This window comes from Aestuariibaculum scopimerae (assembly GCF_059428085.1).
This window is the reverse complement of sequence record NZ_CM182089.1, coordinates 3,404,984-3,426,933: the sequence shown is the minus strand read 5'-3', so window position 1 is coordinate 3,426,933 and position 21,950 is coordinate 3,404,984. Positions and strand designations below refer to the sequence as shown.

General features: G+C 34.1%; 21 protein-coding genes and 1 other RNA gene. 15 read left to right on the top strand and 7 right to left on the bottom strand.

The features are described from left to right. Positions 1–179 precede the first annotated feature (179 nt). The 9 genes from thrA to AC5SR4_RS14810 all read left to right on the top strand — a co-directional run bounded on the left by thrA (position 180) and on the right by AC5SR4_RS14810 (position 10,355). On the top strand, positions 180–2,624 hold the full coding sequence (gene thrA / locus AC5SR4_RS14850) for a bifunctional aspartate kinase/homoserine dehydrogenase I (protein ID WP_495357062.1): 2,445 nt from the start codon (positions 180–182) through the stop codon (positions 2,622–2,624). A gap of 3 nt (positions 2,625–2,627) precedes the next feature. Next, the gene (locus tag AC5SR4_RS14845; protein ID WP_495357061.1) at positions 2,628–3,554 is read left to right on the top strand and encodes a homoserine kinase; all 927 of its coding nucleotides are present in this window, start codon (positions 2,628–2,630) and stop codon (positions 3,552–3,554) included. A 28-nt stretch (positions 3,555–3,582) separates the two neighbouring features. Beyond that, positions 3,583–4,884, top strand: a complete 1,302-nt coding sequence (gene thrC / locus AC5SR4_RS14840; RefSeq protein ID WP_495357060.1) for a threonine synthase — start codon at positions 3,583–3,585, stop codon at positions 4,882–4,884. A 71-nt stretch (positions 4,885–4,955) separates the two neighbouring features. Beyond that, positions 4,956–6,092 (top strand): pectate lyase, encoded by a 1,137-nt coding sequence (pelA, locus tag AC5SR4_RS14835; protein ID WP_495357059.1) that lies wholly within the window; start codon positions 4,956–4,958, stop codon positions 6,090–6,092. 121 nt (positions 6,093–6,213) lie between these two features. Beyond that, complete coding sequence (gene gcvT, locus AC5SR4_RS14830; RefSeq protein WP_495357058.1) at positions 6,214–7,293, top strand: glycine cleavage system aminomethyltransferase GcvT; 1,080 nt, start codon at positions 6,214–6,216, stop codon at positions 7,291–7,293. 19 nt (positions 7,294–7,312) lie between these two features. Continuing rightward, positions 7,313–8,149, top strand: a complete 837-nt coding sequence (locus AC5SR4_RS14825) for a sugar nucleotide-binding protein (RefSeq protein ID WP_495357057.1) — start codon at positions 7,313–7,315, stop codon at positions 8,147–8,149. A 62-nt stretch (positions 8,150–8,211) separates the two neighbouring features. After that, entirely contained in the window at positions 8,212–8,505 is a 294-nt protein-coding gene (locus tag AC5SR4_RS14820; RefSeq protein ID WP_495357056.1) for a 4a-hydroxytetrahydrobiopterin dehydratase, read from the top strand. Between the two features lie 103 nt (positions 8,506–8,608). Next, the gene (locus AC5SR4_RS14815; protein WP_495357055.1) at positions 8,609–9,328 is read left to right on the top strand and encodes a YebC/PmpR family DNA-binding transcriptional regulator; all 720 of its coding nucleotides are present in this window, start codon (positions 8,609–8,611) and stop codon (positions 9,326–9,328) included. A gap of 46 nt (positions 9,329–9,374) precedes the next feature. Beyond that, positions 9,375–10,355, top strand: coding sequence for a Gfo/Idh/MocA family protein (locus AC5SR4_RS14810; RefSeq protein ID WP_495357054.1), 981 nt, complete (start codon positions 9,375–9,377; stop codon positions 10,353–10,355). A 156-nt stretch (positions 10,356–10,511) separates the two neighbouring features. Here AC5SR4_RS14810 and AC5SR4_RS14805 read toward each other — a convergent pair whose 3' ends face one another. The 4 genes from AC5SR4_RS14805 to AC5SR4_RS14790 all read right to left on the bottom strand — a co-directional run bounded on the left by AC5SR4_RS14805 (position 10,512) and on the right by AC5SR4_RS14790 (position 14,629). Next, positions 10,512–11,594, bottom strand: coding sequence for an iron-containing alcohol dehydrogenase family protein (locus AC5SR4_RS14805; protein WP_495357053.1), 1,083 nt, complete (start codon positions 11,592–11,594; stop codon positions 10,512–10,514). Positions 11,595–11,698: 104 nt separating this feature from the next. After that, positions 11,699–12,403 (bottom strand): HAD family hydrolase, encoded by a 705-nt coding sequence (locus AC5SR4_RS14800; protein WP_495357052.1) that lies wholly within the window; start codon positions 12,401–12,403, stop codon positions 11,699–11,701. Continuing rightward, entirely contained in the window at positions 12,394–13,122 is a 729-nt protein-coding gene (gene kdsB / locus AC5SR4_RS14795) for a 3-deoxy-manno-octulosonate cytidylyltransferase (protein ID WP_495357051.1), read from the bottom strand. Before kdsB ends, AC5SR4_RS14800 begins: the two co-directional genes overlap by 10 nt. 82 nt (positions 13,123–13,204) lie before the next feature. Then, on the bottom strand, positions 13,205–14,629 hold the full coding sequence (locus AC5SR4_RS14790) for an ATP-dependent DNA helicase (RefSeq protein WP_495357050.1): 1,425 nt from the start codon (positions 14,627–14,629) through the stop codon (positions 13,205–13,207). Between the two features lie 279 nt (positions 14,630–14,908). Here AC5SR4_RS14790 and AC5SR4_RS14785 point away from each other — a divergent pair, with 279 nt between their 5' ends. From AC5SR4_RS14785 to AC5SR4_RS14770, 4 genes are all read left to right on the top strand, one after another. Next, entirely contained in the window at positions 14,909–15,496 is a 588-nt protein-coding gene (locus AC5SR4_RS14785; RefSeq protein WP_495357049.1) for a hypothetical protein, read from the top strand. Further along, positions 15,480–16,301, top strand: a complete 822-nt coding sequence (locus AC5SR4_RS14780; protein ID WP_495357048.1) for a DUF3822 family protein — start codon at positions 15,480–15,482, stop codon at positions 16,299–16,301. The genes AC5SR4_RS14785 and AC5SR4_RS14780 overlap by 17 nt, the downstream gene beginning before the upstream one ends. Continuing rightward, positions 16,301–16,840, top strand: coding sequence for an RsmD family RNA methyltransferase (locus tag AC5SR4_RS14775; RefSeq protein WP_495357047.1), 540 nt, complete (start codon positions 16,301–16,303; stop codon positions 16,838–16,840). Before AC5SR4_RS14780 ends, AC5SR4_RS14775 begins: the two co-directional genes overlap by 1 nt. 179 nt (positions 16,841–17,019) lie before the next feature. Continuing rightward, entirely contained in the window at positions 17,020–17,547 is a 528-nt protein-coding gene (locus tag AC5SR4_RS14770; protein WP_495357046.1) for a nuclear transport factor 2 family protein, read from the top strand. Between the two features lie 55 nt (positions 17,548–17,602). Here the strand turns inward: AC5SR4_RS14770 and rnpB are convergent. Further along, an RNA gene (gene rnpB / locus AC5SR4_RS14765) (RNase P RNA component class A) lies at positions 17,603–17,917 on the bottom strand. 191 nt (positions 17,918–18,108) lie between these two features. Between rnpB and dnaX the strand changes: the two genes are divergently transcribed. Both dnaX and AC5SR4_RS14755 read left to right on the top strand, forming a co-directional pair. Next, on the top strand, positions 18,109–19,833 hold the full coding sequence (dnaX, locus tag AC5SR4_RS14760; RefSeq protein WP_495357045.1) for a DNA polymerase III subunit gamma/tau: 1,725 nt from the start codon (positions 18,109–18,111) through the stop codon (positions 19,831–19,833). Positions 19,834–19,836: 3 nt separating this feature from the next. Further along, positions 19,837–20,418 carry a MiaE family protein gene (locus tag AC5SR4_RS14755; RefSeq protein ID WP_495357044.1) on the top strand — a complete coding sequence of 194 codons (582 nt, stop codon included), beginning with the start codon at positions 19,837–19,839 and terminating at the stop codon, positions 20,416–20,418. Here AC5SR4_RS14755 and AC5SR4_RS14750 read toward each other — a convergent pair. Together AC5SR4_RS14750 and AC5SR4_RS14745 are read right to left on the bottom strand one after the other, a co-directional pair. Next, entirely contained in the window at positions 20,415–20,942 is a 528-nt protein-coding gene (locus AC5SR4_RS14750) for a porin family protein (RefSeq protein ID WP_495357043.1), read from the bottom strand. The genes AC5SR4_RS14755 and AC5SR4_RS14750 overlap by 4 nt on opposite strands. A 101-nt stretch (positions 20,943–21,043) precedes the next feature. Further along, positions 21,044–21,949 (bottom strand): Ppx/GppA phosphatase family protein, encoded by a 906-nt coding sequence (locus AC5SR4_RS14745; protein WP_495357042.1) that lies wholly within the window; start codon positions 21,947–21,949, stop codon positions 21,044–21,046. Position 21,950: the final 1 nt, after the last annotated feature.

Below are 21,950 nucleotides of genomic sequence, written 5' to 3'. Positions count from 1 at the left end.
ACAAAAATATAAGTACTTGTTCAATTTCTTTTTATTCAAAAGGGATCACTTCTATTTTTGGAACAACTACAACAATTACAACCCTTTGGGGTTGCTAATTATATATTCTTCAGGCTATTTTTGTAATTATTTTAATTACAATATCTTAAATATTTTTTTAATTATCAATTCATTAACAAATGAAGGTTTTAAAATTTGGAGGGACTTCTGTAGGTTCTTCAAACAACATAAATAATGTTATCAGCATTTTAGAGGATTATGCTAAAAAAAGCACTGTTGTGTGTGTGGTTTCAGCCGTGGGTGGTGTTACGGATAAACTACTTCTAGCAGGTAAACAGGCGCAAAATAAGGATACACAATATATAGATACCGTTAAATCGTTAAAAGCGATTCACTTTAACATTATAAACGAGCTTAATCCAGACAATAACAAAGCCATAGCGGATTGTGTAGATGGCCATTTGAATGCACTTAAGAGTTTATTGGATGGTATTTACCTAATCAATGAATTATCACCTAAAACTTCAGATAAACTTGTAAGTTTTGGTGAGCTGCTCTCCTCTTATATCATTACTGAAACCATGAAAAATCGTGGTTTGGATGTTGAATTTAAAAATGCGCAAGAGCTCATTGTTACTAATTCAAACTTTACCAAAGCTGAAGTTCAATATGGTATTACCAATAAAAATATTCAGGATTATTTTGAAAGTGCTAAACAGAAAATAACCATTCTACCTGGGTTTATAGCAAAGTCGCAAGCAGAAGAACTAACTACATTAGGTCGTGGTGGTTCAGATTTTACTGCGGCCATCATAGCTTCTGCTTTAAAAGTTGAACAGTTGGAAATATGGACCGATGTGAGTGGTATGTTTACATGTAATCCGAAATTGGTAAAACAGGCCTACCCTATTGAAAAAATATCGTATGAAGAGGCCATGGAGCTATCACATTTTGGTGCTAAGGTACTTTATCCACCAACCGTACAACCGGTATTGGATTTAAATATCCCTATACACATAAAGAACACACTAGAGCCAAAAGCTGCCGGAACCATCATTTCCAATGATGTTGCCCGATCGGTTTCACCTGTTAAGGGTATAAGTAATATTTCAAATATTGCTTTGCTAACTTTACAGGGAAGCGGCATGGTTGGCATTCCTGGTTTTTCTAAACGTTTGTTTGAAACACTCTCACAAGAGAAAATAAATGTGATATTGATTACGCAAGCATCTTCTGAACATTCAATTTGTTTAGGTATTGACGAAGGTGATGCCGAAATAGCAAAACTTGTTATTGATGCTACATTTGAAAATGAAATTGCACTGCATAAAATTGATCCTATTATTATTGAAAAAGAACTTTCTATCATTGCTTTGGTTGGCGATAATATGAAGAACCATCAAGGTATAAGCGGTAAAATGTTTAGTGCCCTAGGAAAAAACAACATTAACATTCGTGCCATTGCCCAAGGTGCTTCAGAAAGAAATATATCGGCCGTTATATTACAGCAGGATGTAAAAAAAGCACTTAATACTTTACATGAACAGTTTTTTGAGTCTAAAACAAAGCAACTCAATGTATTTATTACAGGTGTTGGTAACGTTGGTGAAAAATTGGTAGAGCAAATCAAGCAACAACGAAAGTATTTAAAGGAGAATTTAAAAATTAATTTACGTATAGCGGGATTATCTAATTCCAGAACCATGGTTTTTAATGCGGATGGCATTGATTTAAGTGATTGGAAAGCACAATTGGCAGCTGGAGAAAAAGCGAGTTTGGATGGTTTTTTTGAAAAAACAAAATCATTAAACCTACGAAACAGCATTTTTGTAGATGTTACGGCAAATAAAGAGGTAGCTGGACTGTATGAAAAATATCTTCGCCAAAGTATTGGTGTAGTTGCTTGCAATAAAATTGCCTGTTCTAACGATTTGGACAGTTATAAACTATTAAAAAGATTATCTTTAAAATACAATGCACCCTTTCTGTTTGAGACAAATGTAGGTGCAGGATTGCCCATTATTGATACTTTAAACAACTTAATTGCTTCAGGCGATAAAGTTACTTCAATACAAGCCGTATTATCAGGGAGTCTTAATTTTGTATTCAACAACTTTAACGATAGCACTAAGTTTTATGATGTGGTTAAACAAGCGGCAGCTGAAGGCTATACCGAACCCGATCCAAGAATTGATTTAAGTGGTGTAGATGTTGCAAGGAAAATTTTAATTCTTGCACGAGAAAGTGGTGTTGAAATGAATTTGGAAGACATTGAAAACACATCGTTTCTATCTAACTCGGGATTGAAAAGTGATTCTGTTGATGATTTTTACAAAACCTTGATTGCAGACGAAGCGCATTACCAAAGTTTATATGCCTCGGCAAAAGCTAAGGGGTGCCAATTAAAGTATGTAGCCCAGTTTAACAATGGCAAAGCTAATGTAGGCCTACAGGAAATACCTAACGGACATCCGTTTTATAATTTAGAAGGAAAAGATAATATCGTTATGTTTTACACACAACGCTACCCAGAGCAGCCTATGATTATTAAAGGTGCCGGTGCTGGTGCAGAGGTTACGGCTTCTGGGTTATTTGCTGATATTATTAGAATTGGAAATGATTGATAAATGGAAAACGAGACAAAAATATTTTCACCAGCAACCGTTGCCAATGTGGCTTGTGGTTTTGATGTTTTGGGTTTTTGCTTAGACAGTATTGGTGATGAAATGGTTATTAGAAAAACAGATAAAAAGGGCATTTATATTACTAAAATTGAAGGCTTTGACTTACCTCTTGAAGCTGAACAGAATGTTGCAGGTGTTTCTGCTTTGGCCATGTATGAAGCAGCGAAGCCAGATTGCGGATTTGAAATTGAAATCTATAAAAATATTAAACCTGGCAGTGGTATTGGAAGCAGTGCAGCTAGTGCCGTGGGAAGTGTTTTTGGAATGAATGCTCTTTTGGGAAATCCATATACTAAAACCCAGCTTATAGCATTTGCCATAAAAGGTGAAGCACTGGCTAGTAAATGTGATCATGCCGATAACCTAGCCCCTGCTATGTTTGGGGGATTCACTCTGGTTAAAAGTATTAATCCATTAGAAATACTGGAAATTCCATCTCCGGATGATCTATATGCTACAATCATTCATCCCCAAATAGAAATAAAAACATCCGAAGCTAGGGCTATATTACCTAAAGATGTTCCTTTACAACATGCCGTTACACAATGGGCCAATTTTGGAAGCTTAATACACGGATTGCATACCGGCAACTATGACTTGTTAAAAAAATCACTACATGATGTTGTGATAGAGCCATACAGAAGTCAGCTTATCCCGTATTATAAGGAGGTTAAAAACGAGATACTTAATGCTGGTGCTTTAGGCGCAGGGATTTCAGGTTCTGGACCTTCTATATTTTCATTAAGTAAGGGCTACGAGATAGCTAACAATGTAAAAGATGCTATGGAAAGTGTATATTCAAAAACAGGAATCGATTTTGATATACACGTATCGAAAATCAACACTCAAGGAATCAAAATATTAAATTAATAGTCGTTATCGGTCAATAAAAACACCAATGAATTATTACTCATTAAACCATCAAGCTGCAAATACATCATTTAAAGATGCCGTTATAAAAGGGTTGGCACCAGACAAAGGGTTGTACTTTCCTGAGAAAATTACCCCTTTGCCAAAATCTTTTTTTGAGAATATAGATCATTTATCACATTCTGAAATTGCTTTTAATGCTATTAAACAATTTGTTTCCCCAGAAATACCAGAATCTATTTTAAAAACCATTGTAGAAGAGACCCTATCATTTGATTTTCCTGTTGTTAAGTTAAACGAAAATATTTCTACACTAGAACTTTTTCATGGTCCTACCATGGCATTTAAAGATGTTGGAGCACGTTTTATGGCTCGTTGCTTAGGTTATTTTAACCAAGACAATGAAAAAGAGGTAACTGTTTTGGTTGCAACTTCTGGTGATACAGGTGGCGCTGTAGCTAATGGTTTTTTAGGCGTTAAAGGCGTTAATGTTGTTATACTTTACCCTAGTGGTAAAGTAAGTGACATCCAAGAAAAACAGCTCACCACCTTAGGACAAAACATAGTAGCATTAGAAGTAAATGGTACATTTGATGATTGCCAAACTATGGTGAAAACGGCCTTTTTAGATAAAACCCTAACAAGCCGAATGCAGTTAACTTCTGCCAATTCCATAAACGTAGCACGCTGGTTACCTCAATTGTTCTATTTTATGTTTGCTTATAAGCAGTTGCATAATCATTATAAAGACATCGTGTTCTCTGTTCCCAGTGGAAATTTTGGCAATATCTGTGCAGGAATGATGGCGCAGCAGTTAGGCTTGCCCATTGCCCATTTTATTGCATCCAACAATGCCAACAATGTAGTAACACGGTATTTAATATCGCAGTTGTACGAACCCAAGCCTTCTGTGCAAACCATTAGCAATGCTATGGATGTTGGTGCTCCCAGCAATTTTATCCGGATTCAGGAAATTTATAAAAATAACTTTGAAACACTAAAAGACAATTTATCTTCTTATAGTTTTTCTGATGATGAAACCAAAGCAGCCATGAAAGAAATCTATAATGCTTATCATTATGTCGCCGACCCACATGGAGCTGTAGGTTATCTGGGGTGCAAAGCATATTTAAAGGAGCATCCAAAAGCGCATTGCGTATTTTTGGAAACAGCACACCCTACCAAGTTTTTAGATGTTGTTGAAGATGTGATTGCAGAAAAGCAACCACTTCCTCCTCAAATAGTATCGGTAATGGATAAGGAAAAAGCATCTGTAAAAATAACAACTTACGAAGATTTAAAAAGCTTTTTACTAGATGGTAAATCTTGAATATTATAGGAATTCATATTAAACTTATAAGGGGTTAAAGAGTCTAAGCATAGTAACTAACCAATTTAACTATGAAGATTGCTAATTTAATTGTAGTATTAGCTTTAACAACAATAACTTATAGCTTTTCTCAAGACAATCAAGATACTGCTCCAGATTATTTAAAACGAAGTTGGCGCTATGTGGCCAGTAGAATGCCTACCGCATGGTATGGTTCTAAAGAAGCCAAACAAGTAGCCGATAATGTGATACTTACCCAAAAAGCGATTGGTGGCTGGGCCAAGAATAAACCCTATCATCATGTGTTTACCGAAGAAGAAAAGGCAGAATATTTAAATGGAAAATCTGAAAAAGGAGGTACATTTGATAATGGGTCGACCATAACCGAATTACGGTTTCTAGCCAAAGTGTATACCCATATAAAGGATGAGCGCTATAAGCAGGCTTTTGAGGTTGGTTTAAATTATATTTTTACTTCACAGTATAATAATGGAGGCTGGCCACAATATTACCCCGTTAAAGATCCTGAAGAAGAAATCATGACAGATAAAACCAAGCCTTATTCAATGCATATTACTTATAATGATAATGCTATGGTTAACACGATGCGCTTTTTAAAAGATATTTATACAAATGATGAAACTTTTACAGCACTTAACTTATCTACAGAATTAAAAGAAAAAGCTAAAACTGCTTTTAATAAGGGTATAGATTGTATCCTTGCAACACAAATAAAAATTGAAGGCAAACCTACTGTTTGGTGTGCTCAACACAATGCTGTAACACTGGTCCCAGAAAATGCCCGTAGCTACGAGCTTGCTTCTTTTAGTGGTTCAGAATCCGTAGGCGTAGTTATGCTACTTATGGAGATAGACAACCCATCCAAGAAAATTATTGAAGCTGTGGATGGTGCGGTAGCATGGTACCAAAGTCATAAAATAGAAGGCATTAAAATAGAACGTATAACTGAGGCAGATGGTAGAAGAAACCGTATTGTTGTTAAAGATAAAAATGCACCAGCCATGTGGGGGCGCTTTAATGATTTAGAAACAGGGAAGCCATTCTTTTGCAGTCGAGATGGTATAAAGCGAAATACCTTGGCAGAAATAAGTTATGAGCGTCGTAATGGCTACAGTTGGTATACAACCGCACCAGAACAAATATTGCAACAATACCCAGAATGGAAACAGCGAATAAGTACAAAATAAAACTCTAAGTTACTTTTATATAGAGCAACCGATTGCACTGGCATTTTAACTTATCTTAAAAAATATATCTATAAATTTTATATACATTTGCGCAACAAAATTCCATATTATAGATACGCAAATGAAAAATACAGCCTTAACAAAAACCCATGAAGCAATGGGAGCCAAAATGGTACCCTTTGCAGGTTTTAATATGCCCGTACAATATGAGGGTGTTACTTTAGAACATGAAACTGTTAGAAATGCCGTAGGGGTATTTGATGTTTCACACATGGGTGAGTTTTTAATAGAAGGTGAACATGCTTTAGAATTAATACAACAAGTATCCAGCAACGATGCTTCTAAGTTAACTATAGGCAAAGCGCAATACAGTTGTTTACCAAACGATAATGGTGGTATTGTAGACGATTTGATTATTTATAGAGTAAAGGAAAACACCTATTTATTGGTTGTTAATGCTAGTAATATTGAAAAGGATTGGAATTGGATTCAATCTAAAAACAGTATAGGTGCAGAAATGCGTAATTTAAGTGATGAATATTCACTACTTGCCATTCAAGGCCCCAAGGCTATCGAAGCCATGCAGTCGCTTACCAGTCACAATCTATCCGAAATAAAATTCTACAATTTTGTTGTTGGTGATTTTGCGGGTATTGAGCATGTCATTATATCTGCAACTGGATACACAGGTAGTGGAGGTTTTGAAATTTATTGTAAAAACAGTGAAGTACAACAGATTTGGGATAGGGTGTTTAAGGCAGGTGCCAGTTATGGCATTAAGCCTATTGGTTTAGCAGCTCGTGATACTTTACGGTTGGAAATGGGTTACTGTTTATATGGAAACGATATTGATGATACCACCTCGCCCATTGAAGCTGGCTTAGGCTGGATTACAAAATTCACTAAGGATTTTACCAATTCTGAAGCTTTAAAAGCCGAAAAAGCGCATGGTCCCCAACGAAAATTAATTGCATTTGAATTGGATGAACGAGGCATTCCCCGTCATGGTTACGATATTGTTGATGCACAAGGTAACAAAATAGGACAAGTAACCTCTGGTACCATGTCTCCCAGTCTAGGTAAAGGCATTGGTTTAGGCTATGTGCCGTCTATATTATCAGAAATAGGTAGTAAAATAAATATTCAAATAAGAAAAAATGCAGTGCCAGCAACGGTAGTAAAATTACCTTTTTACAAATAATTAAAATTTAAAGGTTTTAATGAGGCAGAAGGCGAATGGAAGTAAACATAGAATTTTAATTTTAGGAGCTAGTGGCTTTTTAGGAGGAGCCATTTACAAGGAGCTATGCCCCTATTTTAAAACCTTTGGTACTTATAGCACTAGCAATAACCAGTTACAAAAGAATAAGCATTTTTTTCAATATAATTTTGAAGAAGACGATGTTTATGAAATCCTAGACCTTGTTAAACCTACTGTTATTATTTCGGCACTCAGGGGTGATTTTGCAACACAGTTTGTAGCACACCAGCATGTTGCCGAATATGTGTTTACTAACAAATTAAAGCTTATCTTTTTATCCTCTGCCAACGTATTTGACGCCTATAGCAAATACCCGAGCTATGAAGAAGACAAAACACTAAGCAATAGTATTTATGGTCATTTTAAAATAAAAGTAGAGAACATGCTATTGCGCATGCCCAAAAATCAAGTAGCTATTTTACGATTGCCTATGGTTTTTGGCTCCCAATCACCAAGAATACAGGAAATTATTCAAAACGCAAAAGCCAAAGAACCTATTGAAATATTTCCTAATTTAATAATGAATGTTACTACCGATACAAAAGTTACCCAGCAAATCCATTATATAATTAATAGAAACAAATCGGGCATTTTCCATTTGGGAAGTACAGATTTGGTACACCACGATGATTTTATCAAGGAAATAATAAAATCCTTAAACATAACTAACGCCATTTACAAACACGTATATACAACAAATGATGATCGCTACCTAGCAGTATTGCCTAAGTTTAACAAGCTTCCCAAGAACTTGCAAATACTTAGTCAAGAAATACTAACAGAGCTTGAAATTTAATTGATATTGCCACTTGAAATTAGTACATTGAAGCAAATTAAAATCAATAAAATTTTATCATTATGAATAAATTATCTGAATTGGATATTGAAAAGCGATTATTACACTTTCCAGATTGGGATTACTATGATAATGCCATACACGCCGAATTTGAATTTGAAAATTTCAAAGATTGTTTTAGTGCCATGAGCAGAATTGCATTTGAATGTGAAGCATTGAACCATCACCCAGATTGGTCTAATGTTTACAATGTACTTACCATTTCCTTGTCTACACATGATGCTAATGGTGTTACGGACAAAGATTTTAAATTGGCTGAAGCAATTGAGGCTATAGTTGAACCCGTTGATGAATAATTTGTTTTTCTTTGCTAGGTTTTTAACTTTGCTTGATTAAATTAAATAATACAATAACTAGATTCTCTTTTTAAGCAGAAGTAAAAAATAAACTTTCAAATATATGGGAAGAGCTTTTGAGTTTAGAAAAGCACGTAAAATGAAACGTTGGTCTGCTATGAGTAAGGCATTTACTCGTATAGGCAAAGACATTGTAATGGCTGTAAAAGAAGGCGGGCCAGATCCAGCTAGCAATGCCCGATTAAGAGCTGTTATTCAAAATGCCAAATCGGTAAACATGCCTAAGGATAATGTAGAGCGTGCTATTAAACGGGCATCCGACAAAAGTCAGGGTGATTACAAAGAAGTCATTTTTGAGGGTTATGCACCACACGGTATTGCCGTATTGGTAGAAACCGCAACCGACAACAATACTAGGACCGTAGCAAACGTCCGTAGTTATTTTAATAAATGTGATGGTAGTTTGGGAACATCTGGTTCCGTGGTTTTTATGTTTGACCATACTTGTAATTTTAGAATAAATGCAGAAGGGATAGACCCCGAAGAAATTGAATTGGAGTTTATTGATTATGGTGCTGAAGAAGTTTTTGTAGATGAAGATGGGATATTGATTTATGCCCCTTTTGAAAGTTTTGGAGCCATACAGGCAGCATTAGAAGAAAAAGAAATAGAAATACTGTCTTCAGGATTCGAGCGGATTCCTCAGGTTACAAAAAAACTAACTCCAGAACAAGTAGCAGACGTTGAAAAGCTTTTAGAAAAGTTAGAAGAAGATGACGACGTACAAAACGTTTACCATACCATGCAGGAAAGTGAAGAATAATGTAAATTAGAATAAAAGTAGGTTAACCTCCTAAATTAAATACTAAATGAGTAAAAAAATAATACGATGGGGCATCATTGGATGCGGTGATGTAACAGAGGTTAAAAGTGGTCCTGCCTATAAAAAAACTGAAGGTTTTGAATTGGTTGCTGTTATGAGACGAAATGCCTCAAAGGCTGAAGACTATGCTAAAAGACATGCCATTAAAAAGTTTTATACCGATGCCGACGATTTAATCAATGATGAAGAAGTGGATGCTGTTTACATAGCTACTCCTCCAGACACCCACAAGCTTTATGCATTAAAAGTAGCTAATGCTGGCAAAATTTGCTGTATAGAAAAACCCATGACACCTAGTTATGCAGATAGCTTGATTATATATAATACATTTAAAGAAAAAGAAATTCCATTATTTGTTGCTTATTACAGACGTTCATTACCACGATATACTAAAGTTAACGATTGGTTAAGGAAAAGCTATATTGGAGCTGTTAGGCATATAAGCTGGTCGTTTTGTAAGCCAGCTAGCGATATCGATAAATCCAAAGCATATAATTGGAGAACGGATGTTAAAATTGCCCCAGGTGGTTATTTTGATGACTTAGCAAGTCATGGCCTTGATTTATTTACTTATTTTTTGGGTGATATAAACATGGTAAAGGGTATCAGCATAAATCAACAAAACAATTATTCAGCTAAAGATGCCATTACGGCATGTTGGTTACACGAAAATAATGCTACAGGTACTGCTTTTTGGAACTTTAATAGCCACGAACACCTAGATGATGTTACAATTTATGGAAGTGAAGGCCAAATAAAGTTTTCTATATTCCATGAAAATCCTATCGTGCTAGAAAGCAGCAGTAAAAATGAAACACTTTTTATTGACAATCCTGAACATATCCAAATACACCATGTAGAAGGCATGCGCGACATGTTAATTAATAAAAATTTCACACATCCATCGTTGGGAGATTCTGGACTTCACACCAACTGGATTATGGATAAAATTTTAGGGGTTCTATAAAGAAAAAGCTACTCAAAAAAGTAGCTTTTTAGTGGGTTAGTGATGTTTCTTTTTAGGGACAAAGGTAATCGTTTACTTTATGTTTCATACCTAACTCACTATATCACTATAAATAATTCAATATTCATGCCAAAGTCTTTGAGAAACAGAATATTATTACATTCTTTCATAAAGTTCCTTTAACTTTTTATGAGTAATAGTTTGTTGCCAATTTTTACCTATAGCATTCTCCCAAAGTGGTGTTAAACTTAATGCAATGTTTATCATAACATCAAATTCTTTATCGCTGAGTCCTGAGCAGATACCTTGTGGCAATATAATATTGTGCTTTGCTTTCATAGCTTTAAAAAGTTTTACACCTTCTGGATAAAAAGCTTCTAAATGATCAAAAACAATACAATTACCAATGCCATGCTTAGTTCCCAATAAATATGACAGACCGTAGCTAAGTGCATGTGCTACCCCTACCTGAGAATAAACAATACTCATACCACCATGCCAAGAAGCCATCATAAGTTTTTCTTGGGCCTCAGTAGCTGTAAGCGTATCTCCCAAGAAAATTTCTTTGCACAATTCTAAAGCCATATTTCCATAAGTTTCACTAAATGTATTGAGATATGTACCATTTAAAGATTCTATACTATGGATATAGCAATCCATACCTGTATAAAACCATTGGTTTTTTGGCACATCCTTAGTGAGTTCAGAATCTAATATCACTTGGTCAAAAGGTGTAAAATCTGAATTGATGCCAAGTTTTTTATTTGGACCTGTTAACACGGTTGTTCTAGATACTTCTGCACCCGTACCCGATATAGTTGGTATACCTACATGGTAAATGGCTTTGTTCTTTACTAAATCCCAACCCTGATAATCTTTTGTTTTGCCATCATTGGTAAGCATAATAGATACTGCTTTTGCCAAATCCAATAAGGTCCCCCCTCCTATGCCTATAATTCCAGAGGGTCGCTCTTTTGTGGTTAATATAATATCTTCAACAAGCGCATCAACTTGCTCCGTTCTAGGTTCTTCTTTGGATGATATGTAAATGATTCTGTCGTCATAAGCCAAAGCAATCCTAGAGATTAACCAAATATTGCCCTTAAATACGTCGTCAACCAAATAAATAAATGGTGCTTTAGCATTTAAACGTTTTGGGGCTAAAATATCATTTAATTGATTGAAACTACCTCTGCCAAAAATAACTCTTGGCACCATTGGAAAGTTTTTATAACTCATTTAATATATTTTCTTTTACAAAAATCAAAAATAGTGTTATTTTAAATTTTACCTAATAAACAGCATTAGATTTTAAGAATTTTAACACAGCTCTTTTAGTCTAGTTAATGTAGAAGTCTTAAAACATCCCTTAAACTACCAACAGTTTTATAAGCTTTGCCATTCGTTTCATTTTCACTTACCTGTTCATGGGCCCAAGTAGTATGAAATGGTACATGTATAGCATGTGCTTTTATGTTTACTAAAGGTAAAACATCGGACTTTAATGAGTTGCCTATCATTAAAAATTCTGAAGGCATAATATCTAAATGATTCAATAATTTAGAATAATTGACTTCTTTTTTATCACTCAACACTTCTATGTGATGAAAGTATTTTGTTAATCCTGATTTTTCAAGTTTGCGTTCTTGGTCAAGTAAATCACCTTTAGTGGCTAAAATCAATCTGTATTTTTTTGACAACGCTTCTAAGACCTCTTCTACACCGTCAAGTAATTCAACAGGCTTGTTAAGCATGTCTTTTCCAATATTTAAAATGGACTCAATTGTTTTTGGAGATACATTGTAGTTAGATTGCTCTAAAGCACTTTCAACCATGGATAAAACAAAAGCTTTTACACCATAACCATAAAGGGGTAAATTGTCAATTTCTTTCTTGAAAAGTTCTTGATCTATGGTGTTTAGCGTTTCATAATCTGATAACAATTGACCAAACATTACCTCGGCATCTCTAAAATAAGTTTCGTTTACCCATAGTGTATCATCGGCATCAAAGCCAATAACTTTTATGTGTTTATAATCTATTTCCATGCTTTTTGAGCGCGTTCTAAGTCTTCTGGTGTATCTATTTCAACACCTTGTATATTGGTTTCTATCATTTTAATGCGTTTGCCATATTCCAAATAGCGAATACATTCTATTTTTTCTGAAGCTTCTAATGTTAGCATAGGTAGCCTATAAAAGTCCAATATGGCTTGTTTTCTAAAGGCATAAACACCCTTGTGCTTAAAATATCGTACATCTACATTTATGTCCCTGGGATATGGAATAGGACTTCTGGAAAAATAAAGTGCGAAATTAGATTGATCTACAATAACCTTAACGGTATTTGGGTTGTTAATTTCCTCTAAATCTGTTATATGAACCATTAACGACGCTAGATCAATATCTTTTTCTGGGTCGTTTTTAAATACCTCTATAAGTTTTGTTAATGATTCCCTATCTGTAAAGGGTTCATCGCCTTGAACGTTGATTACAATGTCGATATCCATAAATTCAACAGCTTCTGCTATTCTATCACTGCCACACTCGTGTTCTTTTTTGCTCATAATAGCTTTACCGCCATTATCTACAATTTCATTATAAATTATATCGCTATCGGTTACTACAAAAACATCATCAAATAAATTGGTGGCTACAGTTGCTTCATAGGTACGGCGAATCACGGGCTTGCCTCCCAAATCTTGCATGAGCTTTCCTGGAAAACGTGTTGCACTATAACGTGCTGGAATCATAGAGATTATTTTCATAGAATTAAATCAATTTCTGTACAAAAATAGCATATTTATTAAAGGTACTGGTTTTAAATAATGGAATCTTTTTTTTCAATTTTCAGACTTCAAAGAAATCATCTTTAAAGCCTATAAGGTACAGTTTTTCCTTGGCCCTTGTTATAGCAGTATATAACCAACGTAAGTAGTCTTTGTCTACCCCATTAACCAAATAAGGCTGTTCTACAAACACGGTATTCCACTGGCCCCCTTGCGATTTATGGCAAGTTATGGCATATGAGAATTTAACTTGCAATGCATTAAAATGTTTGCTGCCTTTTACTTTTAGAAACTTTCTATATTTACTGGTTTCATTTTCAAAATCCTTCATAACTTCTTGATACAGCTTATTGGAATCTTCATAAGATAATGATGGTGTTTCAGATGAGATGGTATCTAGTAAAAGTACGGTTTCAAAAGGTCGCATTTTGGGATAATCAACCATACGTATTTTAACTTCAGCAAATCGGAACCCATAGAGTTCTTCTATTTTAAATATCTCAAGGACTTCAATAATATCACCATTAGCAATAAAACCAGCATCGGTGGTTGGTTTAACCCAGAAATAATTATTTTTTACAACCATAAGATAGTCGCCTGCAGACAGTTCACTGTCGTTAAACAAAATACGGTTTCTAATATTTTGATTGTAAAGGTTGGCCCGTTTGTTACTGCGTACTATAATAGCGGTATCTTCATTGCCTAAACTGCTGTAGGCATCGTTTATGGCATCCATGATTTCATAGCCATCTATAAGTCTAACAATATCTTTATAATGAGCCAGATCAAACTTAAAACCATCAAAGTTATTTTGTGATAATGACTCACGCAATATTGTAGCATTTGCTAAAATTCCAGAATCTTGTTCTTGGCGCACTACTTCATCCAATTCTATTTTGGTCACTTCTTTATTGAAATTCAGAGCCAATAAATTTTCATCAAGCGCTGGACTTAAATTCAATTTTACAGGAGGTAATTGAGCTGTATCACCAATTAACAGAAGCTTACACTTAAACCCAGAGTAAACATATTGCATAAGGTCGTCCAACAATGACCCGTTCTCAAAGAGTTTAGAATCATCTGGTGCATCGGGTATCATGGATGCTTCATCAACTATAAAAACCGTATTTTTATGCTTATTGGGTTGTAAAACAAATGAAACACCACCACCTTTGTCTTTTTTTGGAAAATATATCTTTTTATGTATAGTAAAAGCTTCTTTTCCTGAATAATTTGAAATTACTTTGGCTGCCCTACCTGTTGGAGCCATTAAAACGGCACTTTTTTTTGCTTTCCATAAATTGTTTACAATGGTGCCTATTATAGTTGTTTTACCAGTACCGGCATATCCCTTTAATACATAAAGTTCATTTGGTGTATTACTAAAAATGAATTCTGACAACTGTTGTAAAACAATATTTTGCTTTAAGGTAGGTTGAAAAGGAAACTGTTGCTTTATAAGTGAATAAAATTCTGATGAAGTCATTTAAAGGGTTGACAAATTTATAAATTATTCAAATATAGAAATGATTTTATTCTGAATAGGTTTTTACGATTAAAAAAAAATTGTAGATTTGCGAAAGACCTTTATTAAACTTTTTAATTAAAAACAACTATGTTAAAATTTATTCTTATTGCTGTTGCAGTAATTCTGCTTACAATTGGCTTGGTTAAGTTAGTTGATAAATTTATCCCCTCAAAATTCAAGCCTATTTTAAATATAGCGTTGTGGATACTTATTATTTTTCTCGGGTACCAAACATATATGTCTATCTACACACCAATATTATTTAACCAAGAAAAAAACAAGCGCTATGTAAAAGTAATTGAAAGATTAATTGACATTAGAGATTCTGAACTAGCTCACAAACAAGTTACTGGAAAATTCACTGATAGCTTTGACAATTTAATAAAATTTGTTGATACTGCTAAATACACCATAACGCAACGTCGTGATTCCAGTATTCTGGATGTGCAACAAACTAAGCTGTTTGGTGTAGATATGTACAAGGACATAGTTGTAATAGATACTTTAGGGTATGTACCTGTAAAAGATTCTTTATTTAAGAACTCGAACCGTTACAAGGAAATGATGAATGTACCGGTAGGAAAGCCAGGTGCTAAATTTGAATTAAAAGCAGGATTTGTTCAACAAAACAATATCAATATTCCAGTTTTTGAAGCGTCTGTTCCTAAAAACATTATTTTGTACGACCAAGATAAAGATCTTCTTGCTCAAGAAAATCAAGTTATTTCGGTTGATGGTGTAAATGGTGATGCTTTAAAAGTAGGATCGATGGAAGAAGTTAACACGACTGGAAACTGGCCAAAAACTTATGGCGCAAACGAATAAAATTACAAACAAACTAACTAATCTAGAATTGTCCATTCAAATAAGCTTGAGTGGACTTTCTTTTTGTATACTACAAAAAGATACCAATACCATAATTACCCTTAAAGAAATCTACTTTCAGAAAAAGTTAAATCCAATAGAAGTATTGGATGCCTTAAAAAAGTTGCTTGATACAAAAAATGTTTTAAAAAATACCTTTAGTGCCATTACCATTGTGCACGACAATGAGTTGTCTACATTAGTACCAAAGCCATTATTTAATGAAGATTACCTTGCAGATTATTTAAAATTCAATGCCAAGATTTTAAAGTCTGATTATATAGCTTATGATGATGTTTTTTTAAACGACAGTGTTAATGTTTATGTGCCTTATATAAATATCAATAACTTTATCTATGATGTATTTGGATCATTTACTTATAAACATGTATCTACAGTACTCATTGAAGAAATTTTACATGTAGAGAAGAATGCAAAAGACTCTAAAGTATATGTGAATGTTAGCAAAGACCACTTTGAATTAATTGTAGTAGATAAAGAGAAATTAGTGCTTTACAATACTTTTGAATATAAAACAAAAGAAGACTTTATTTATTACATACTGTTTGCTACAGAGCAATTAAGTTTAAACCCTGAAACATTCCACTTGATATTTCTGGGGCACGTTACCCAGAATGATGAATTATATGAAGTTGCATATAAGTACGTTCGTAATGTGAGCTTTGGTAAACGAAACGAAACTTACAAATACATTGAAACACCGGCATCAAAGCATGCTAATTTTACTTTAATTAACAGTTTATAATGCGCATTATTTCTGGAACACATAAAGGACGAAAAATTATTGCTCCTAAAAAATTACCTGTGCGCCCTACTACCGATATGGCCAAAGAATCCTTATTCAATATTTTAGGGAATCATTTTTACTTTGATGCAATTATGGTACTAGATCTTTTTGCGGGCACTGGAAATATTAGCTATGAATTTGCTTCTAGGGGCGCCACCCAAATTACCAGTGTAGACCAAGATTATGGATGTATAAAATTTATTGGGCAAACAGCCTCAGCTTTTAATATGCCTATCCACATCATTAAAAGCGATGTATTTAAGTTTTTAGAAAAAACCGCAATAAAAACCGATATTGTTTTTGCCGATCCTCCATACAATTTCTCTGAAGAAGCATTTTCAAGAATACATGAAATGGTATTTAAGAACAAATTACTTTTAGAAAATGGTTTGTTAATCATTGAACATTCAAAGCATACGGATTTGTCTAAATTAGATTATTATTTGTATGCAAAAAGCTATGGTAGTAATGTTTTTAGCTTTTTTGAATATCATTAAAAATTTACTTTTCTTTAGTAATTGCTTTTTTTTCAGTACTTTAGAAAGCTTCCACGTTAAGCAACAATTATTAAGAGTGCCCAACTCTAACTTTTACTTAGCAAAACAGTCATTTTTATTGTGCTTTCTTGTGTTAGTGGCTATTAACTAACAACATCAACAAATTAAAACTACAAACAATGAAAAAACTTTTTTTATTTGGACTTGCAATATGCTTATTCGTTGCATGTCAAGAAAAGCCCCAACGGTATTTTGAAGAATCCCCTGAAATTGAAACTCTAAAAGCTGGTATTGATGCTTATGAAAGTCAAGATTGGGATACCTGGAAATCAAATTTTGCAGATACTGCTAAAATTCACCACAATTCCATAAAAGGAAAGACTCCAGACGAAACTGTAAGTGATATGCAAGACATGTTAATTAACTTTTCAACTTATGGATTTCAAGATAAAGGTGCTTTCTCAGAAATGGTTATAGATAAAGATGATGAGACTTGGGTTAATTACTGGGGTTTATGGAAAGGTAACTTAGTAGAGACTGGTGAAGAATTGACTGTTCCAGTACATATAACGGCCCAATTTATTGATGGTAAAATTGTGCAGGAGTATGCCTATTATAATACAGCGCCTATAGTACTAGCTATGCAAGCCATAGAAGCTGCTAAAATGAGTGATATGGAAGCTGCAGATACAACTGCTGAAGAATAGTTACTCCTTACCAAAACAAAAAAATAAACCCTTCTTATGCATAAGAAGGGTTTTATATGTAAGTAAATCTATAAGCCGAATTCTGTAATCACGCCAAAGCGTGCCCCTTATCATTTATCTAAATGCATTGTTACCAATACATTTTAGCTGCCTACCCTCCAGCATTAAGCGTGCAGCCTTCAAGCGCTGGTTTACATGACATTGCACCACATAGAGTTTACCTGATTTCACTACAGCATTACCTGTACATCCTTTCTGTTGCACTTTTCCTAACCTCACGGCTGGTGGCCATTAACCACTATGTTGCACTGTGGTGTTCGGACTTTCCTCCATTTTAATAAATTAAAACAGCGATAAGGCGATTTACTTGTCTGCAAAAATACACAAATATATAATGGCATTGTAAACTTTAGAAACATAGCACTATCTACTTGCAATTTTAGGCGTTTAAAGCTTTAAGTACTTATAACTAAAATTTGTTAATAACTCCTGTTAAATTCTGAATTCTGAATTCTGAATTCTGAATTGAATTTTTAACTTTGTTATTCATTATACATTTCAATGGAACACTTTGTAGTATCTGCTAGGAAATATAGACCGCAAACGTTTAAAGACGTTGTTGGCCAGCAAGCTATTACAAATACCCTATTAAATGCCATTGAAAACAATCATTTAGCACAAGCATTATTATTTACCGGTCCTAGAGGGGTTGGAAAAACTACCTGTGCCCGTATTTTAGCTAAGATGATTAATAGTGATGGCTCTGAAAAAAGTGATGAAGATTTTGCCTTCAATATTTTTGAACTGGATGCTGCTTCAAACAACTCGGTCGATGATATTAGAAATTTAACAGATCAAGTTCGTATACCTCCACAAATAGGTAAATACAAAGTTTATATTATTGATGAGGTTCATATGCTATCTCAGGCCGCTTTTAATGCTTTTTTAAAAACCTTGGAAGAACCTCCAAAGCACTGTATTTTTATTTTAGCTACCACAGAAAAACATAAAATCATCCCAACGATATTATCCCGCTGTCAAATTTTTGATTTTAAGCGCATTACCGTCAAAGATGCTAAAACCTATTTGAAATACATAGCAGAAGAACAAAACATAGAAGCTGATGACGATGCGTTGCATATTATTGCACAAAAGGCAGATGGTGCTATGCGTGATGCTTTGTCAATATTTGATAGGGTTGTAAGTTTTTCGGGCAAAAACTTGTCCAGACAAGCTGTTACGGAAAATTTAAATGTCCTTGACTATGAAACATATTTTACAAGTACCGATTTAATTTTAGAGAATAAGATTCCTGATTTATTATTACAATTTAATAATACATTGTCTAAAGGTTTTGATGGTCACCATTACATTGCTGGATTGGCCTCGCACTTTAGGGATCTGTTAGTTTGTAAAACACCACAAACCATAGATTTATTAGAGGTAGGTGAAGAAACCAAAGCTAAATACTTAGAACAATCCGAAAAAGCTACACAAGAGTTTTTAATACAGGGCATTCAATTGGCGAACGACTGCGACCTCAAATATAAGAGCAGTAAAAATCAACGCCTACTTGTTGAATTATGTTTAATGCAATTAGCCTCTATCACTTTTGATGGAGAAAAAAAAAATAGCAGGCATTACATAATACCTGCATCATTTTTCAAAAAGAAAGGCATTACCCCAATACCTGTTTCAACGCCCAAAAAGGAAGTTGATAGTGACACAGCAGCCGAAGTAGCAAAGCAAGAAACACCAAAAACAGATTCAAATGTAACAGCCTTCCAAGCTAAAGAGCCACCCAAAATAGTTTTAAAACAAGAAAGCAAGCGTACTTCCGGCCTTTCTTTAAGTAGTATTAAAGCTAAAAAGGAACATTTTATTAAGCAAATGGATGTGGTGGTAGATGAGGAAAGCTTACCAAAAGACCCCTTTACCGAAAAGGAATTGGTAGCCAGCTGGAATGATTATGTTGCCAAACTTAGAAAAAAAGGACAACACAATTTAGCTTCTATTTTGTCCATAGATACTCCAAAAGTTAAAGGAACAACGGCACATATAGAGTTTCCTAATGAGACCAATAAAGTTGAATTGGAACGCAATCAGTATGATCTTTTAGCACATTTAAGAAAGAAGTTAAATAATTTTGACATTAATTTATCAGTTACTGTTAACGAAGTTATGGAGAAGCAATATGCTTATACCCCATTTGAAAAATATGAAAAACTAAAAGAAAAGAACCCGAACATTGATGTTTTGAGAAAAACTTTTGATTTAGATGTTTAAATTATGTTAGGACTAAAATTACCAACAGATCCACGTTGGGTTAATATTGTTGAAAAAAATATAGAAGAGATTCTTACCGATCATGCTTTTTGTGAACAAAAAGCAGCTAGTACGGCTATTTCACTCATTGTAAGTTTTCCTGAATATACCGAATTAGTTCAAGAAATGACTGCTTTGGTAAAAGAAGAAATCAGTCATTTTAAAATGGTGCATGATAAAATTATAGAGCGGGGCTGGACACTGGGACGTGATCGTCGTGATGAGTATGTAGTACAACTCTTGAAATTTTTTCCAAAAGGCGGTAGCCGAACCACACAACTAGTTCATCGGTTATTGTACGCCGCTTTAATTGAGGCGAGAAGCTGTGAACGATTTCGATTGTTGTCAGAAGAATTACAGGATCAGGAATTAGCAACATTCTACAGAAACTTAATGGTTAGTGAAGCCAATCATTATACCATGTTTTTGGGGTTTGCCAGAAAATATGGAAATAAAAAAGAAGTTGATACCAAATGGCAACAACTTCTTGTATATGAAAGTGAAATTATTTCTAATTTAGGAAAAACAGAGGCTATTCACGGTTAAAACTTATAACCAATGCCTATTTGAATATTTGTATTCTTTGCAGTAATATCTAAGTATTCGTCAAAAATATTAGAAAATCCATATGTATAACGCAAATCAGCAAATAGCACGTGTGATAATTTGTATTCCAGTCCAGCTACTCCAGAATATGCAAAGTTTCTAATACCATCTTCATATTTGTGTACTTTTAATCCAACTTGAGGACCAAATCCCATATGTATCTTTTCACTCAATCTAAATCTTAGGAAAATAGGAGCTTGGATGTAATCTAAATGAAGCACCTCTGCATTGGCTCCTTCAGCAGAAAATTGTAATTCTGGCATTAAGGATACTGTTTTGGACAAACCAACGTTTGCAAAAAAACCAATATAAAAACTGTTTCTATGCTTGTTTTGCATAGTAGGCTCATCATCAAAACTTAAGTTTGATATATTGTAACCGCCTCTAACACCATATTTTACATCTTGGGAAAAAGAGTAAGATGATGTAATAAGTAGTATTGCTAATAGTAATATTTTTTTCATAATTAATAGGCTTGGGTTAATAAATTTAGTACAATTTATAATACACGAAGATATATGATAATCTTAAAATTAAGCAATTTTAAAAGGTGAAGTGCACAATTTTACTGTGTATTGCTTGAAACCGTATCATAATAGATACTTTTAATGATACCATCTGCTAATCCTATTTTTGGTACATATATGTTTTTGGCACCACTCCATTTCATTGAAGAGAGATAAATACGCATAGCAGGTATGATAACATCAGCTCTATCTTGATTTAAGTCTAATTCGGTTATACGTTCTTCATAGGAATAGCTTTGTAATAAGTCGTAGTAAGTCGTTAAATAAAAATAAGTTAAAGGCTTGCCCAAAGCTTTTCCAGATATTTTAAATATTTTGTTAATATTACCACCCGATCCTAGCACGGACATTTTATCATAGCCACTTGTGTACGTTTTTATCCAGGATTCCAATTCCTGCCAGGATTCTTTAGATACCATGTCGTTTAGCAATCGTACTGTACCAATTTTAAAGGACTTTGAAGCTACTGGGTTACCTTCATGAATAACTGTAAACTCGGTGCTACCACCACCCACATCAACATACAAATAGGTTTTACTACTATCTATATACGTGTTTAAATCGGTAGCGGCAATAATAGCAGCCTCCTCTTCACCTTCAATTACATCAATACTAATACCTGAATTTTCTAAAACCAAATCTACTACTTGTTTGCCATTGGTAGATTCTCGCATTGCTGATGTTGCACAGGCCTTATATTTAACTACCTTATGGGATTTCATAAGCAGTTTAAATGCCAGCATGGTATCTATAATGCGTTTCGTATTTTCTTTGGATATTTTTTTGTTTACAAAAACATCTGCACCTAGACGAATTGGTACACGAACCAATGAGTTTTTTTTAAATTTCACAGGTTTCCCCTTTTGTTCTATGATATTAGAAATAAGCAATCTAACAGCATTCGAACCGATATCTATGGCAGCATATTTCTTTATTGAAAGCATA